General features: G+C 75.0%; 13 protein-coding genes and 1 pseudogene. 7 read left to right on the forward strand and 7 right to left on the reverse strand.

Annotated elements, in window-relative coordinates; all coding sequences use genetic code 11:
* Positions 1–72 precede the first annotated feature (72 nt).
* The 5 genes from frr to ABZV78_RS07210 all read right to left on the reverse strand — a co-directional run bounded on the left by frr (position 73) and on the right by ABZV78_RS07210 (position 4,694).
* Positions 73–630 carry a ribosome recycling factor gene (gene frr, locus ABZV78_RS07190; RefSeq protein WP_091268662.1) on the reverse strand — a complete coding sequence of 186 codons (558 nt, stop codon included), beginning with the start codon at positions 628–630 and terminating at the stop codon, positions 73–75.
* Between the two features lie 86 nt (positions 631–716).
* Entirely contained in the window at positions 717–1,484 is a 768-nt protein-coding gene (pyrH, locus tag ABZV78_RS07195; protein ID WP_091268664.1) for a UMP kinase, read from the reverse strand.
* A 165-nt stretch (positions 1,485–1,649) separates the two neighbouring features.
* Positions 1,650–2,477 (reverse strand): translation elongation factor Ts, encoded by an 828-nt coding sequence (gene tsf, locus ABZV78_RS07200; protein WP_355636147.1) that lies wholly within the window; start codon positions 2,475–2,477, stop codon positions 1,650–1,652.
* 135 nt (positions 2,478–2,612) lie between these two features.
* Positions 2,613–3,455 carry a 30S ribosomal protein S2 gene (gene rpsB, locus ABZV78_RS07205; RefSeq protein ID WP_355636149.1) on the reverse strand — a complete coding sequence of 281 codons (843 nt, stop codon included), beginning with the start codon at positions 3,453–3,455 and terminating at the stop codon, positions 2,613–2,615.
* A gap of 354 nt (positions 3,456–3,809) precedes the next feature.
* Positions 3,810–4,694, reverse strand: a complete 885-nt coding sequence (locus tag ABZV78_RS07210; RefSeq protein WP_355636151.1) for a hypothetical protein — start codon at positions 4,692–4,694, stop codon at positions 3,810–3,812.
* 216 nt (positions 4,695–4,910) lie between these two features.
* On the opposite strand from ABZV78_RS07210, the gene ABZV78_RS07215 reads away from it, so the two are divergent.
* The 3 genes from ABZV78_RS07215 to ABZV78_RS07225 are packed head-to-tail and all read left to right on the forward strand — an operon-like array spanning position 4,911 to position 8,028.
* The gene (locus tag ABZV78_RS07215) at positions 4,911–5,270 is read left to right on the forward strand and encodes a YraN family protein (RefSeq protein ID WP_355340649.1); all 360 of its coding nucleotides are present in this window, start codon (positions 4,911–4,913) and stop codon (positions 5,268–5,270) included.
* Between the two features lie 2 nt (positions 5,271–5,272).
* Complete coding sequence (locus ABZV78_RS07220; RefSeq protein ID WP_355636153.1) at positions 5,273–6,793, forward strand: YifB family Mg chelatase-like AAA ATPase; 1,521 nt, start codon at positions 5,273–5,275, stop codon at positions 6,791–6,793.
* Entirely contained in the window at positions 6,790–8,028 is a 1,239-nt protein-coding gene (locus ABZV78_RS07225; protein ID WP_355636155.1) for a DNA-processing protein DprA, read from the forward strand. Before ABZV78_RS07220 ends, ABZV78_RS07225 begins: the two co-directional genes overlap by 4 nt.
* A gap of 23 nt (positions 8,029–8,051) precedes the next feature.
* Here ABZV78_RS07225 and ABZV78_RS07230 read toward each other — a convergent pair whose 3' ends face one another.
* Positions 8,052–8,393, reverse strand: a complete 342-nt coding sequence (locus tag ABZV78_RS07230) for a hypothetical protein (protein ID WP_355636157.1) — start codon at positions 8,391–8,393, stop codon at positions 8,052–8,054.
* A gap of 482 nt (positions 8,394–8,875) precedes the next feature.
* On the opposite strand from ABZV78_RS07230, the gene ABZV78_RS07235 reads away from it, so the two are divergent.
* Positions 8,876–9,847, forward strand: a complete 972-nt coding sequence (locus ABZV78_RS07235; protein WP_355636169.1) for a tyrosine recombinase XerC — start codon at positions 8,876–8,878, stop codon at positions 9,845–9,847.
* Positions 9,848–9,906: 59 nt separating this feature from the next.
* A complete protein-coding gene (locus ABZV78_RS07240; RefSeq protein WP_355636159.1) occupies positions 9,907–11,088 on the forward strand; it encodes an aminotransferase class V-fold PLP-dependent enzyme in 1,182 nt (393 codons plus the stop codon).
* A 31-nt stretch (positions 11,089–11,119) separates the two neighbouring features.
* On the opposite strand, the pseudogene ABZV78_RS07245 reads toward ABZV78_RS07240, so the two are convergent.
* A pseudogene (locus ABZV78_RS07245) lies at positions 11,120–11,641 on the reverse strand (peptidoglycan DD-metalloendopeptidase family protein); the annotation flags it as partial.
* 172 nt (positions 11,642–11,813) lie between these two features.
* Here ABZV78_RS07245 and ABZV78_RS07250 point away from each other — a divergent pair.
* Both ABZV78_RS07250 and ABZV78_RS07255 read left to right on the forward strand, forming a co-directional pair.
* Positions 11,814–12,488 carry an SAM-dependent methyltransferase gene (locus ABZV78_RS07250; protein ID WP_355636160.1) on the forward strand — a complete coding sequence of 225 codons (675 nt, stop codon included), beginning with the start codon at positions 11,814–11,816 and terminating at the stop codon, positions 12,486–12,488.
* Positions 12,485–13,591: a sulfite oxidase gene (locus tag ABZV78_RS07255; RefSeq protein ID WP_355636162.1), complete on the forward strand. Its 1,107-nt coding sequence runs from the start codon at positions 12,485–12,487 to the stop codon at positions 13,589–13,591. The genes ABZV78_RS07250 and ABZV78_RS07255 overlap by 4 nt, the downstream gene beginning before the upstream one ends.
* The last annotated feature ends 172 nt before the right edge of the window (positions 13,592–13,763 follow it).

Raw genomic sequence — 13,763 nt, forward strand, 5'->3', positions numbered from 1 at the left:
CACGACGACGGCACCGGGCCGCCACCCGTGTCGGGCGGCGGCACACCGGTGCCGTGGCGGGTGCGCGGGCGCTCAGACCTCGAGCAGCTCGTTCTCCTTGTGCTTGACCAGTTCGTCGACGGTGGCGACGAAGCGCTGAGTCAGGTCGTCCAGCTCCTTCTCCGCGCGCCGGCCCTCGTCCTCGCCGACCTCGCCGTCCTTGACCAGGCGGTCCAGCTCTTCCTTGCCCTTGCGGCGGATGTTGCGGACGGCCACCTTGGCCTCCTCGCCCTTGTGCCGGGCGACCTTGATCATTTCGCGGCGCCGCTCCTCGGTCATCTGCGGGAGCACGATGCGCAGCTGGTTACCCTCGTTGTTCGGGTTGACCCCGAGGTCCGAGTCGCGGATCGCCTTCTCCATGGCGTTGATCTGCGAGTTGTCGTACGGCTTGATGATCACCATGCGCGGCTCCGGCACGGCGATGGACGCCATCTGCGGCAGCGGGGTCGGGCTGCCGTAGTAGTCGATGACGATCCGGGAGAACATCGCGGCGTTGGCGCGACCGGTGCGGATCCCGCCGAACTCCTCCTTGGCGTGCTCGATGGCACGCTCCATCTTCTCCTCTGCCTCGAGGAGGGTGTCGTCGATCACCGGTCTCCTCGCCTCCTTCTGTCGCTCGTCGTGGGCTGTGCGGGTGCTGCTGTGTCGGAGGACCGCTGCCGGCTCGGCGGAACCGGTCAGGCGGTGATCAGCGTGCCGATCTTCTCACCGCCGACGGCACGGACGATCGTGTCGTCGCCCTGGGCGCCGAAGACCAGCATCGGCAGGCCGTTCTCCATGCAGAGGCTGAACGCCGCGGCGTCGGCCACCCGCAGGTTGCGGCGCAGCACCTCGGAGAAGGTGATCGAGTCGAGCTTGCTCGCCGTCGGGTCGATCCGGGGGTCGGCGGTGTAGACCGCGTCCACGCCGTTCTTGCTCATCAGCACCACGTCGGCGCGGATCTCCAGCGCGCGCTGGGCGGCCACCGTGTCGGTGGAGAAGTACGGCATCCCGGCGCCCGCGCCGAAGATGACCACGCGACCCTTCTCCAGGTGCCGGATCGCCCGCAGCGGGATGTAGGGCTCGGCGACCTGGGCCATGGTGATCGCGCTCTGCACCCGGGTCTCGATGCCCTCCTTCTCCAGGAAGTCCTGGAGGGCCAGGCAGTTCATCACCGTGCCGAGCATGCCCATGTAGTCGGCGCGGGCCCGGTCCATGCCGCGCTTCTGCAGCTCGGCCCCGCGGAAGAAGTTGCCGCCGCCGACCACCACGGAGACCTGCACGCCGCGCCGCACCACGGTGGCGATCTGCCGGGCGATGGCCTGCACGACGTCGGGGTCGACACCGATCGCGCCGCCGCCGAAGACCTCGCCGGACAGCTTCAGCACCACCCGGCGGGCCCGACCGGGCGGCGGGGCGGTCGGATCATCCGCCGCCAGGCTCCGGTCACTCACAACCTGCGTCATCCGCCCCGCCCCTTCCGTCGCGCACCTCGTGGGCGCCGCGTACCGCGTAACTGCCGCTGCCGACCCTATGTGACGAGGAGGCCGCGGTGCCTGTCACGTACACCGGCGGCCTCCTCGTCCATGTTTTCCCTGCGCCCGGGCGCGTCATGCGTCCGGTGCGGCGGCTCAGGCCTGGCCGACCTCGAACCGCACGAAGCGGGTCACCTCGATGCCGGCGTCGGCCAGCAGCTGCTTCACCGTCTTCTTGTTGTCGGCGACCGCCGCCTGCTCCAGCAGGACGAAGTCCTTGAAGAAGGCGTTGACCCGGCCCTCGACGATCTTCGGCAGCGCCGCCTCGGGCTTGTTCTCCTCGCGGGCGGTCTGCTCGGCGATGCGCCGCTCCGACTCGACGGTCTCGGCCGGAACCTCGTCGCGGGTCAGGTACTTCGGGCGCATGGCGGCGATCTGCATGGCCACACCGCGGGCGTCCGCGTCGCCGGCCTCGTCAGCCTTGCCCGAGTACTGCACCAGCACGCCGACCGCCGGAGGCAGGTCCTGGCTCTTGCGGTGCAGGTAGACGGCGGTGGTGCCGTCGAGCTTGGCGAAGCGGTTGAGCACCAGCTTCTCGCCGATCTTGGCGGACTGCTCCTGGATCAGGTCGGCCACACTCTTGCCGTCGATGGTGCTGGCGAGCAGTTCCTCGGCGTTGTTCGCGCCGCTGGCCACACCGTGCTCGACCAGCTGCTGAGCCAGCGCGATGAAGGCGTCGTTCTTGGCGACGAAGTCGGTCTCGCAGTTGAGCTCGAGCAGCGCCTGGCCGGAGTGGGCGATGAGGCCGTTGGCGGCGGTGCGCCCGGCCCGCTTGCCGACGTCCTTGGCACCCTTGACGCGCAGGATCTCGATGGCCTTGTCGAAGTCGCCCTCGGCCTCGGTCAGCGCCTTCTTGGAGTCCATCATGCCGGCGCCGGTGAGGTCGCGGAGCTTCTTGACGTCCGCGGCGGTGAAGTTGGACATGACTCTCTCTTCGGTGTTTGAGACTGCGTTGGGTTGGTCTGGCTGCCGGTTACCCGGATCCGGGCCGGTTCTGCCCGGCGTACCCGCCGCGCCCCACCGGCCGGGAAATCGGACGGTGGGGACGCGACGGCGAGATCACTCCGCGGCGGCGGTCGCCGGCTGCTCGGTCGCCGGCTGCTCGTCGGCCTTCTTCGGCTCCTCGAGCAGCTCGCGCTCCCACTCGGCCAGCGGCTCGTCGGCGCCGACCTGGCCCGGCTCGGGCTTCTCGTCGCCGCCGCGGCCACGGCCGGAGCGGGCGATCAGACCGTCGGCGACGGCGGCGGCGACGACCTTGGTCAGCAGCTCGGCCGAGCGGATCGCGTCGTCGTTGCCCGGGATCGGGAAGTCGACCTCGTCCGGGTCGCAGTTGGTGTCGAGCACGGCGATCACCGGGATGCCCAGCTTGCGGGCCTCGTCGACGGCGATGTGCTCCTTCTTGGTGTCGACGATCCAGACCGCAGCCGGGAGCTTCTGCATGTCGCGCAGGCCGCCGAGGGTCTTGCTCAGCTTCTCCTTCTCGCGGGAGAGCTGGAGGGTCTCCTTCTTGGTGTAACCGGCGGCGGTGCCGCTCAGGTCACCCAGAGCCTCGAGCTCCTTCATCCGCTGGAGCCGCTTGTACACCGTCTGGAAGTTGGTCAGCATGCCGCCGAGCCAGCGGTGGTTGACGTACGGCTGGCCGACCCGGGTCGCCTGCTCGGAGATGGCCTCCTGAGCCTGCTTCTTGGTGCCGACGAAGAGGATGCTGCCGCCCCCGGCCACCGTGGTGCGCACGAAGTCGTACGCCTTCTCGATGTAGTCGAGGGTCTGGCGCAGGTCGATGATGTAGATACCGTTGCGCTCGGTGAAGATGAAGCGCTTCATCTTCGGGTTCCAGCGCCGGGTCTGGTGCCCGAAGTGGACACCGCTCTCCAGCAGCTGACGCATGGTCACGACGGCCATGGTGGGTACTCCCTGTTCATCCCTGGTTGTCCCGTCCGGCCGGCGGCCGGACGCCTGGCGCCCGGTCGTCGGCCAGGGTGGGCCCGATCAAGATCGGGACCAGGGAGGCCGCCGCCCCACGAGATGTCCGTGGAGAGGGCGCGCGAGGTCGACCGCGCAAGGCGGTCGCCAGTCGACCAGTGTACGCCCCTTCTCCGCCCCCCGGTCCCGGGGTTCGGGAACGCCCATTCCGCCCTTTCCGGGACGCCCCACTCCCCCGCGCACATGGCTCGCGGTGGGCCGGTCGGAGTGGCCGGGAAGTCCGCCCGTCCTGCGCCGACGCCGAGGGGATCCGGCGGGCGGCGGGTCAGCGGGTCAGCGGGCGGCGAGGGCGGCGGCGAGGAAGAGCACCAGTCCGACGGTCAGGTAGGCGGTCGGCGGGCGGAGCCAGCCGCGGCTGCCGTCGGCGAGGGCCAGCCCGCCGGTGCGCAGCCCGTACAGGCCGGTGCCGAAGATCGGCAGCCCGACCACCAGGAACGTGCCCACCACGACGTGCGAGGTGGAGACCGGGTCGCCGACCACGCCACGCAGCAGCACCCGCAGCGCGGGGACCTCCAGGACCAGCACCATCACCGCCAGCAGCACCGCGAGCGCCGGACGGCGGGTCCGGTAGACGCCGTCGCCGGGCGGCGGGCCGTCCAGCCGGGGCGCGACCGACGGCATCGGGCCGGTCGGCATCTCCAGCGGGTGCGGGGTCGGCCCGGCCGCCATCTCCGGCGCGGGGCCGCCCGGGCGCGCCCCGACGATCAGCGGGGTCGCCGCGCCGGGACCCGGCCGGTCCCCCACGGTGATCGGCGCCGGACCGGCGTGGGTCGGCTCGGCCGGACGGCCCGACTCGACGACCGGGTAGCCGCCCGGCGGGCCGGGACGCAGCGGGTCGGCGCCGCGGTCCGCGGCGAGCGGGTCGGTGGACTCCCGGGCCGCCCGCCGGCCGCCGCGCTCCCCCGGCAGCTCGCCGGGGGTCTCCACCGGGTCGTCCGCTCGGCGCGACCGCCAGCTGTCCGTCTCGTCGCTCAGCGGGTCGGCGGTCCCGAACCGGCCGGGGTCGCCGTACCGGTTCTCGCCGGTGCGCTGCTCCGGGGCGCGGAAGTCGTCGTCGCGGTAGCGCGGTTCGCCGGCGGCGCGCCAGTCCGGCTCGTACCCGCGGTCGCCCCAGTGCGACCCCTGCTGATCCTCGGGAAAGCTCCGTCGTCCGTCCACGACCGGCACGGTATGCGACCGGCACCACGCGCGCCATTCGAGCCGTCCGAACCGTCGCCGCTGGCCACGGCCGCGTCGGCGGGTCGGCACGGGCACACGCTCGGTGACCTAGCACAGTGCGCGCATGATCGTTGGTCCGTCCACAGGCCTCCCCGTCATCCACAGGACGCCCCGCCCGCCACCCACCGCCGGCCCGACCGCCGCACGCTGGCCGGCATGACGAAGCGGAACCAGGCCGTCGGGGCGTACGGCGAGCGGTGCGCGGTCCGGCACCTCATCGAGGCGGGGCTGCGCCCGGTCGCCCGGAACTGGCGGTGCCCCGAGGGAGAGATCGACATCATCGCCTGGGACGGGCCGGTGCTCGCCTTCTGCGAGGTGAAGACCCGGCGCACGGAGGAGTTCGGCAGCCCCGCCGAGGCGGTGGTGCGGGCCAAGGCCCGCCGGCTGCGCGGGCTGGCCGCGCGCTGGCTCGCCGCGACGGGCACGACGGCCGAGGAGGTCCGCTTCGACGTCCTCGCGGTCCGGCTCCCGGTCGCCGGGCCGGCCCGGGTGGAGCACCTGAGGGGCGCGTTCTGACCATGAGCTACGCCAAGGTGCTCTGCGTGGGCCTGGTCGGGATGGCCGGGCACGTGGTGGAGGTGGAGGCCGACCTGGCTCCCGGGCTGCCCGGCGTGGTGATCTCCGGCCTGCCCGACACCGCGCTGCACGAGGCCCGGGACCGGGTCCGCGCGGCCATCGTCAACTCGGGCCAGAAGTGGCCGAACCGCCGGATCACCCTCAACCTGCTCCCGGCCACCCTGCCGAAGTACGGCTCCGCCTTCGATTTGGCCATCGCCGTGGCGGTGCTCGGCGGCTCGGGCGAGCTGCCGCTGGTGCCGCTGGAGGCCACGGTGGTCCTCGGCGAGTTGGGCCTCGACGGCACGGTCCGCCCGGTGCGCGGGGTGCTGCCGATGGTCGCCGCCGCGGCGCGGGCCGGGTTCCCCCAGGTCGTGGTGCCGGCCGGCAACGCCGCCGAGGCGGCGGTGATCCCCGGTGTCCGGATCCGCGCCGTCGACACCCTGCACCGGCTCGTCGCCTTCGTCCGGGACGGCACGCCGCTGCTCGCCCCGCCGGCCGACGAGCCCACCCCCACCACCGGTGGGCCGGATCTCGCCGACGTGGCCGGGCAGCGGCTCGGCCGCCGGGCGCTGGAGGTGGCGGCGGCCGGCGGGCACCACCTGGCGCTGCTCGGCCCGCCGGGCGCCGGCAAGACCATGCTCGCCGAGCGGCTGCCGTCGGTCCTGCCGGAACTCGACGACGACGCCGCCCTGGAGGTCACCGCCCTGCACTCGATCGCCGGCCTGCTGCCGCCCGGCGGCCGGCTGCTCCGCCGGCCCCCGTTCCAGGCGCCGCACCACACCGCCACGGTGCCGGCGCTGGTGGGTGGCGGTTCCGGCCTGGCCCGCCCCGGGGCCGTGTCACTGGCCCACCGGGGCGTGCTCTTCCTCGACGAGGCGGCCGAGTTCAGCAAGGGCGCGCTGGAGGCGTTGCGCCAGCCGCTGGAGAACGGCCGGGTCCAGGTCGCCCGGACGCAGGGCTCCACCGAATACCCGGCCCGGACGCAACTGGTGCTGGCCGCGAACCCGTGTCCCTGTGCGAAGCCGTCCGGCGACGTCGACTGCGAGTGCACCCCGCTGGCCCGGCGGCGCTACCTGGGCCGGCTCTCCGGCCCGCTGCTCGACCGGGTCGACGTGCAGGTGCGGCTGCCCCCGGTGCGCGCGGCGGAGCTGTTGCAGACCGGCACGCCCAACGAATCGTCCGCGACGGTCGCGGCCCGGGTCGCCGAGGCGCGCCGGGCCGCCGCCGACCGGTGGGCGTCGACCGGTCGCCGGCTGAACGCCGAGATCCCGGGGCCATACCTGCGCCGGCCACCGTGGCGCCTGCCCGGGCGGGACACCCGGGAGCTGCGGAAGCGGCTCGACACCGGCTCGCTGTCGGCGCGCGGCTTCGACCGGGTCATCCGGCTCGCCTGGACCATCGCCGACCTGGACGGGCGGGACCGCCCCGACGGCGGGGACATCGCAGAGGCCATCCAGCTCAGGACGGGAGAGGGCGCATGACCGGCACGGAGGAAGGGCTGGTGGCCCGGGTGGCGTTGACCTGGCTCGCCGAGCCGGGCACCTGGTCGGTCCACCGGCTGGTCGACCAGCTCGGCCCGGTCGCCGCGCTCGACCTGCTCCTGGACGGCGGCGCGCCGGACCGGACGCTCCGCTCGGCCGTGGCGGCCCGCTCCGCCGCCGGCGAGGCGCGGGCGGTGGCCGAGCGGGCGCTGGCCCGCACCGAGCGGCTCGGCGCGCGGGTGGTCACCCCCGACGACGACGAGTGGCCGGCCCGGGTGGCGGATCTGCGCGGGCTGCTGCTGTCGGGAGCCGATCGCCGGGTCGACCTGGAGACCGCCCCACCGCTCTGCTTCTGGGCACGCGGGGCCTGGCCGCTGGGCGAGGCGTTGGCCCGGTCGGTCGCCGTGGTCGGCGCCCGGGCGGCCACCCCCTACGGCACGCACGTCGCCACCGAGCTGGGCTACGGGCTGGCCGACCGGGACTGGACGGTGGTCTCCGGCGGGGCGTTCGGCATCGACTCCGCCGCGCACCGGGGCGCGCTGACTGCCGGCGGGCTCACGGTCGCCGTGCTGGCCTGCGGGTTGGACCGCCCCTACCCGATGGGCAACGCCGCGCTGTTCGACCGGATCGCCGAGACCGGCCTGCTGGTGAGCGAGTGGATGCCCGGCGCGGAGCCGCTGCGGCCCCGGTTCCTCATCCGCAACCGGGTGATCGCGGCGGCGACCGCGGGCACGGTGCTGGTGGAGGCGGCGGCCCGCAGCGGCGCGACCCAGACCCTCAACCGGGCGATCGGCGTGGGCCGGCCGGCGATGGTGGTGCCGGGCCCGGTCACCTCGGCGATGTCGGTGGGCGCGCACGAGGTGCTCCGCGAGCAGCCCGGCGCGCGCCTGGTGACCGGCACGGCCCACGTGCTGGAGGAGGTGGGCCGGATCGGGTACGACCTGGCGCCGCCGGCCCGCGCGCCGGAACACCCGCGGGACCAGCTCGACGACGAGGCGAGTCAGGTGCTGGAGGCGCTGCACCGGCGGAAGGCGACCGGCCTGGAGCGCGTGGCGGCCCGTGCCGGCGTGGACCTCCGTACCGCCATGCGCAAGCTCTCCATGTTGGAGGAGCTGGCCATGGTGGTGCGCCGCGACGACGGCTACGCCCTCGCGCCGCCGCCCGAGCGCGAGGCCGGGGGCGGAAAGACGCCGACGCGCGTCGGTCCGACGCCCCCGGCGGCTCCGCCGAGCTGACCTGCCGGCCCTGCCTCGTGCGCTCAGTCGCCCTCGAACCGGATCTCGGCGTCGCGGCTGTTCAGGCAGCGCTGGGCGAGGAGAGCCAGCCGCCGGATCTGGTCGACCTCCGCGGGCGCCTGCGCCACCTCGGCCAGGCAGGGCAGCTCGGCCAGCAGCTGGGGGATCGCCTCGGCGTCCACCACCAGCTCACCGAGCGGGTCGACCCGGTCCAGCAGCGGCGTACGACCTCCGCCGCGCACCCGCTTGAGCAGGTCCAGCAGGACGTCGTGCGGGTCCGCCACCACCTCGGTGGAGACGTACGACGGTCGGCGGCGCGCGGGCCCGGCCCGCACCTGCCGGTAGAGGACGGCATCCACCCCCACGCTCGATCCCTCCTCCCACCGGCGTCGCCACCCCGGGGACGCCCGTTCCGATCCGTCTCGCGAGTCACCCTTCCGCGCCGCCACCGGGCCGGTACGCCGCAGCGCCCGGCCGCCCGCCGTCGCGGGGTGTCGGCACCTGTCGGCAACGCCGGCGGTCGCCGTTCGGCGGACCGGGGGCGTCGCCACCGTCCTCTTCGTAGTAACAGTTTCCCCTGTCCAGGGCCGGTTCAGCCACCCCGAACGGCGTGCCGCGCCGCCGTCAGGTTCCGATCCGTCGCGCACCCGGTGCGCCAGCGGCCAGGCCGGGCAAGCTTCAGCCCGGAGCGGCGGTCGGCCGGCACCTGCCCACGCCCGTAGGCTGAACCGGTGTCCCCCGAACCGCCCCGCCTCGGAGCGGGCCCCGGCCACCGTGTCAGCCGGAGTCCGCGGTGACTGACCCGCGACGCGGCACGCGGGCGGCCCACGAGGCGCTCCCGGCGCCGATGCGGGAGGCGGTGGACGACTTCGCCGACCACCTGGCCCGGGTGCGCAACCGGTCCGCGCAGACCGTCCGGGCGTACGTGACGGACCTCGTCTCGCTGCTCGACCACGCGGTCCGGATGGGCTGCGCCGACCTGACCGAGCTGGACCTGACGGTGCTGCGGAGCTGGCTGGCGAAGCAGCGGACGATGGGCGCGGCCCGCACGTCCCTGGCCCGGCGGGCCGCCGCCGCCCGTACGTTCAGCGCCTGGGCGCACCGGACCGGCCTGCTCGCCGGGGACGTGGCCGCGCCACTGGCCAGCCCCAGGGCACACCTGGAACTGCCCACCGTCCTGCGGGCCGACCAGGCCGCCGCGCTGATGGACGCCCCGGACCGGAGCCACGCTCCGACGACGACCGACGCCGGCGACGCCGCACCGGCCCGGAGCGACGACGCCGCGCCGGCCGGGGGCGGGAACGACGAGCCCGCTGCCGTGCTGCTGCGCGACCGGCTGCTGCTCGAACTGCTCTACGGCACCGGCGTGCGGATCAGCGAGGCCTGCGGTCTGGACATCGCCGACGTCGACCAGGCCCGCCGGGTGGTACGTGTGCTCGGGAAGGGCGGGCGGGAACGGTCCGTCCCCTACGGGGTGCCCGCGCAGCGCGCGCTGGACGCGTGGCTCGCCCAGGGCCGGCCGGCCCTGGCGGCGCCCCGCTCGGGTCGCGCGCTGCTGCTCGGGGCCCGGGGCGGCCGGCTCAACCCGACCACCGCCCGCCGGATCGTCGCCGGGTACGCCGACGCCGCCGGCCTGCCCCGGGTGACCCCGCACGGGCTGCGGCACTCGGCCGCCACCCACCTGCTGGAGGGCGGCGCGGACCTGCGCGCCGTGCAGGAACTGCTCGGGCACTCGTCGCTGGCCAGCACCCAGATCTACACCCACGTCTCGGTGGAACGGCTGCGGGCGGCGTACCGGCAGGCCCACCCACGAGCCTGACCGCCCGGTGGCGGGCGGAAGCGGCGGGTTGATGATCCACGACGGGCTACGATCGGCCGATGACGGTTCCGCAGCCGCCCGAGCCGATCCCCGGGGCTCGGCTGCTCTTCTCGCTCGACCCGTCGGTCAGCCACCTTAACCACGGATCGTTCGGCGCGGTGCCGATCGGCGTGCAGCGCGCCCAGCAGCGCCTCCGCGACGAGATGGAGGCCAACCCGCTCCGCTTCTTCACCCAGGGCCTGGTCGACCGGATCGCCCACACCCGGCGGCACCTGGCCACCTTCCTCGGCGCGGATCCGGACGGGACGGCCCTGGTCGGCAACGCCACCACCGGCGCCGCCGTCGTGCTCCAGTCGCTCGCCCTGGGTCCCGGCGACGAGGTGCTGACCACCGACCACGGCTACGGGGCGGTGGGCTTCTCGGTGGAGCGGGAGTGCGCCCGGACCGGAGCGGTCTCCCGGACGCTGTCGGTGCCGCTGGCCGCCACCGACGAGGAGGTGGTGGAGATCGTCCGGGCCGGGCTGCGTCCCGGGCGGACCCGGTTGCTGATCGTCGACCAGCTCACCTCGCCGACGGCGCGGCTCTTCCCGACCGCGGCGATCGTCGGGGTGGCCCGGGAGCACGGGGTGCCGGTGCTGGTCGACGCCGCGCACGCCCCGGGCATGCTGCCGACCACCGTGGCCTCGGTCGGCGCCGACTTCTGGGTCGGCAACCTGCACAAGTGGGCGTACGCGCCGCGCGGCACCGCCGCCCTCGTGGTGGCCGAGCCGTGGCGGGAGCGGATCCAGCCGCTGGTCGTCTCCTGGGAGCAGGGCAGCGGATTCCCCGCCCGGCTGGAGTGGCAGGCCACCCTCGACTACACCGGCTGGCTGGCCGCCCCGGTGGGTCTGTTCACCCTGCGCAGCCTCGGCCTGGACCGGGTTCGGGCGCACAACGCGGCGCTGGCCGCGTATGGGCAACGGGTGGTCGGGGACGCGCTCGGGGTAGCGCCGGCCGACCTGCCGGAGCCCGGCGGGCCGAACGTGGCCATGCGGCTCATCCCGCTGCCGCCCGGCCTCGCCACCACGACGGACGCGGCCCGGGACCTGCGGGCCCGGATCGCGGACCGGCTCTCCGTCGAGGTCTCGACCGCCGCGTGGAACGGTCGCGGCTATCTGCGCCTGTGCGGCCAGGTCTACAACACCCCCGACGAGTACGACCGGCTGGCCGTCCGGCTGCCGACCCTGCTCGCCCAGGGCTGAGCGGCGGGCCGGCCGGTCCGGCGGGCGGCTGATCGAGCGGGAGCAACCGGACCGGGCCGAGCCCGAGCAGGGCGAGCGGATCCAGGTATTCCTCGCCCCGGCGCAGCCCCCAGTGCAGGCACGCCGCCGCGACGCAGCCGGGGTGCCCCGCGACCAGCAGGCCGATCGGTGCGCCGGCGGCGACCCGGGCGCCGGCCGCCGGCCCGGGGCGGACCGGCTCGTAGGTGGTGCGCAGCCCGTCGGCATGCCCGACCGTGACCACCGGCCGGCCAGCCACCACGCCGGCGAAGAGGACCACCCCGGCACCGGCCGACCGGACCTCGGCGCCCGGAGCGGCGGCCAGGTCCACGCCCCGGTGCCCGGGCAGCCAGGGCTGCGGCGGCGGGTCGAACCGGCGCACGACGCGGGGCGCGCCGGCCAGCGGCCAGCGGAACCGCCCCGCCGGCGCGCCCGCCACCGACGCCCTGGCAGGCAGCCGGGCGACGGGCACCGACCCGTCACCAGCCGGCACCGGGAGGACGACGGGCAGAGCCGGAGCGACGAGCAACCACATCACGAGGGCCGCGCCGGCCCGGTTCGACGGGATCCACACGCCACCGCACTCTGCCGGCCCCGCACCGCCCCCGCGACCCGCCACGACCGCCACTGTGGACAGCCACCCGCCTGTGGACGCACCCCCACCAACGGGACGGATCTGCTACCGGCGCGCCGCCTATGCTGGCCGCGTGACGAAGGACTGGTACGCCTGGCACACCGACTACGACCAGCCGGACTCTTCTCTCTCCCGCCGTCTCGCGGAGGTGCGGGACCGCATCGCGGAGGCGCTGGACACCGCGCCACCCGGGCCGCTGCGGGCGATCAGCCTCTGCGCCGGCCAGGGGCGGGACCTGATCCCGGTGCTCGCGACGCATCCGCGGGGCCGGGACGTGACGGCCCGTCTGGTCGAGCTGGATCCGCGCAACGCCGAGGTGGCCCGGCGCGCCGCCGCCGAGGCGGGGCTGACCGGCGTCGAGGTGGTGGCCGGGGACGCGGCGCTGACCGACCGGTACGCCGACCTCGTGCCGGCGGACCTCGTCCTGGTCTGCGGCATCTTCGGCAACATCGCCGACGCCGACATCCGGGCGACCGTGCGGCACTGCGCCTCGCTCTGCGCCACCGGTGGCGCCGTCTTCTGGACCCGGCACCGCCGCGAACCGGACCTGGTGCCGGCCATCTGCGACTGGTTCGCCGAGGAGGGCTTCGCGCCGGTCGCGGTGAGCAGCCCGGCCGACGGGGTGGGCGTCGGCGTGCACCGCCACACCGGCCCGCACCGCCCGCTGGAGCCGGGCGTGGCGATGTTCGAGTTCCTCGGCTACGACCGTCTCACCCACCCCCGAACAGGCCGAGGAGCAGCAAGATGACCATTGTGGACGACGTCAGCCGGCCCTCCCGGATCGCCGGGCCGGACGAGGCGATCAGCGCCGAGGAACTCCAGTTGGCCGCGCGCAACCACGGCATCCCGCTGGAGGCGCTGCGCTACGACGTGACCCCGGCCGGACTGCACTACCTGCTCATCCACTACGACATCCCGGACGTCGACCCGGCGGCGCACGCGCTGACCGTGGACGGCGCCGTCGAGCGCCCGCTCCGCCTCGACCTGGCGGCGCTGCGGGAGCGGCCGCGGGTCACCCACCGGGTCACCCTGGAGTGCGCGGGGAACGGCCGGGCGCTGCTGCACCCCCGCCCGGTCAGCCAGCCGTGGCTGGTGGAGGCGGTGGGCAACGCCGAGTGGACCGGCACTCCGCTGGCCCCGCTGCTGCGCGAGGCCGGGCTGGCCGCCGACGCGGTGGACGTGGTCTTCACGGGCGCCGACCACGGGGTGGAGCGCGGCGTCGAGCAGGACTACCAGCGGGCGCTGCCGGTGGCGGACGCGCTGCGCGAGGAGGTGCTGCTGGCGTACGAGATGAACGGCGCGCCCCTGCTGCCGCAGCACGGCGCGCCGCTGCGGCTGATCGTGCCGGGCTGGTACGGCATGGCGCACGTCAAGTGGCTGCGCGACATCCGGGTGCTGACCGAGCCGTTCGAGGGCTACCAGAACGCGGTGGCGTACCGGCTGCGGCAGGACGCCGACGACCGGGGCGTGCCGGTGACCCGGATCGAGCCCCGCGCCCTGGTCCGCCCGCCGGGCTTCCCGGACTTCATGTCGCGGACCCGGGTGCTGCGGCCGGGGCCGTGCACCGTGGACGGCCGGGCCTGGTCGGGGCACGCGCCGGTGACGGCCGTCGAGGTGACCTTCGACGGCGGCACGACGTGGGCGCCGGCGACCCTGGACGAGCCCACCGGGGGCGAGTGGGCGTGGCGGCGGTGGCAGGTGTCATGGGAGGCGACGCCGGGCCGGCACGTGCTGGGCGCCCGGGCGGTCGACGCCTCCGGGCGGACCCAGCCGGTCGAGCAGCCGTGGAACCGGGGCGGGTTCGCGAACAACCTGGTGCAGCGGGTCGAGGTGGTCGTGCTGGCGGAGTGATCCGCCTCCGGGCGGGGGTCGGGGGGGGGGGGGGGGGGGGCGGGGGGGGGGGGGGGGGCCGGCCGGGGGGGGGGGGGGGCCCGCCCCCCCCCCCCCCCCCCGCGAACAAGAAAAAAAAACCGCCCAGAAAAAACACGGACACAGAGAAAGGCGCAGAAACAGGAAGACCAAG

Source organism: Micromonospora sp. NPDC004540 (assembly GCF_040610095.1).
Lineage (GTDB): Bacteria > Actinomycetota > Actinomycetes > Mycobacteriales > Micromonosporaceae > Micromonospora.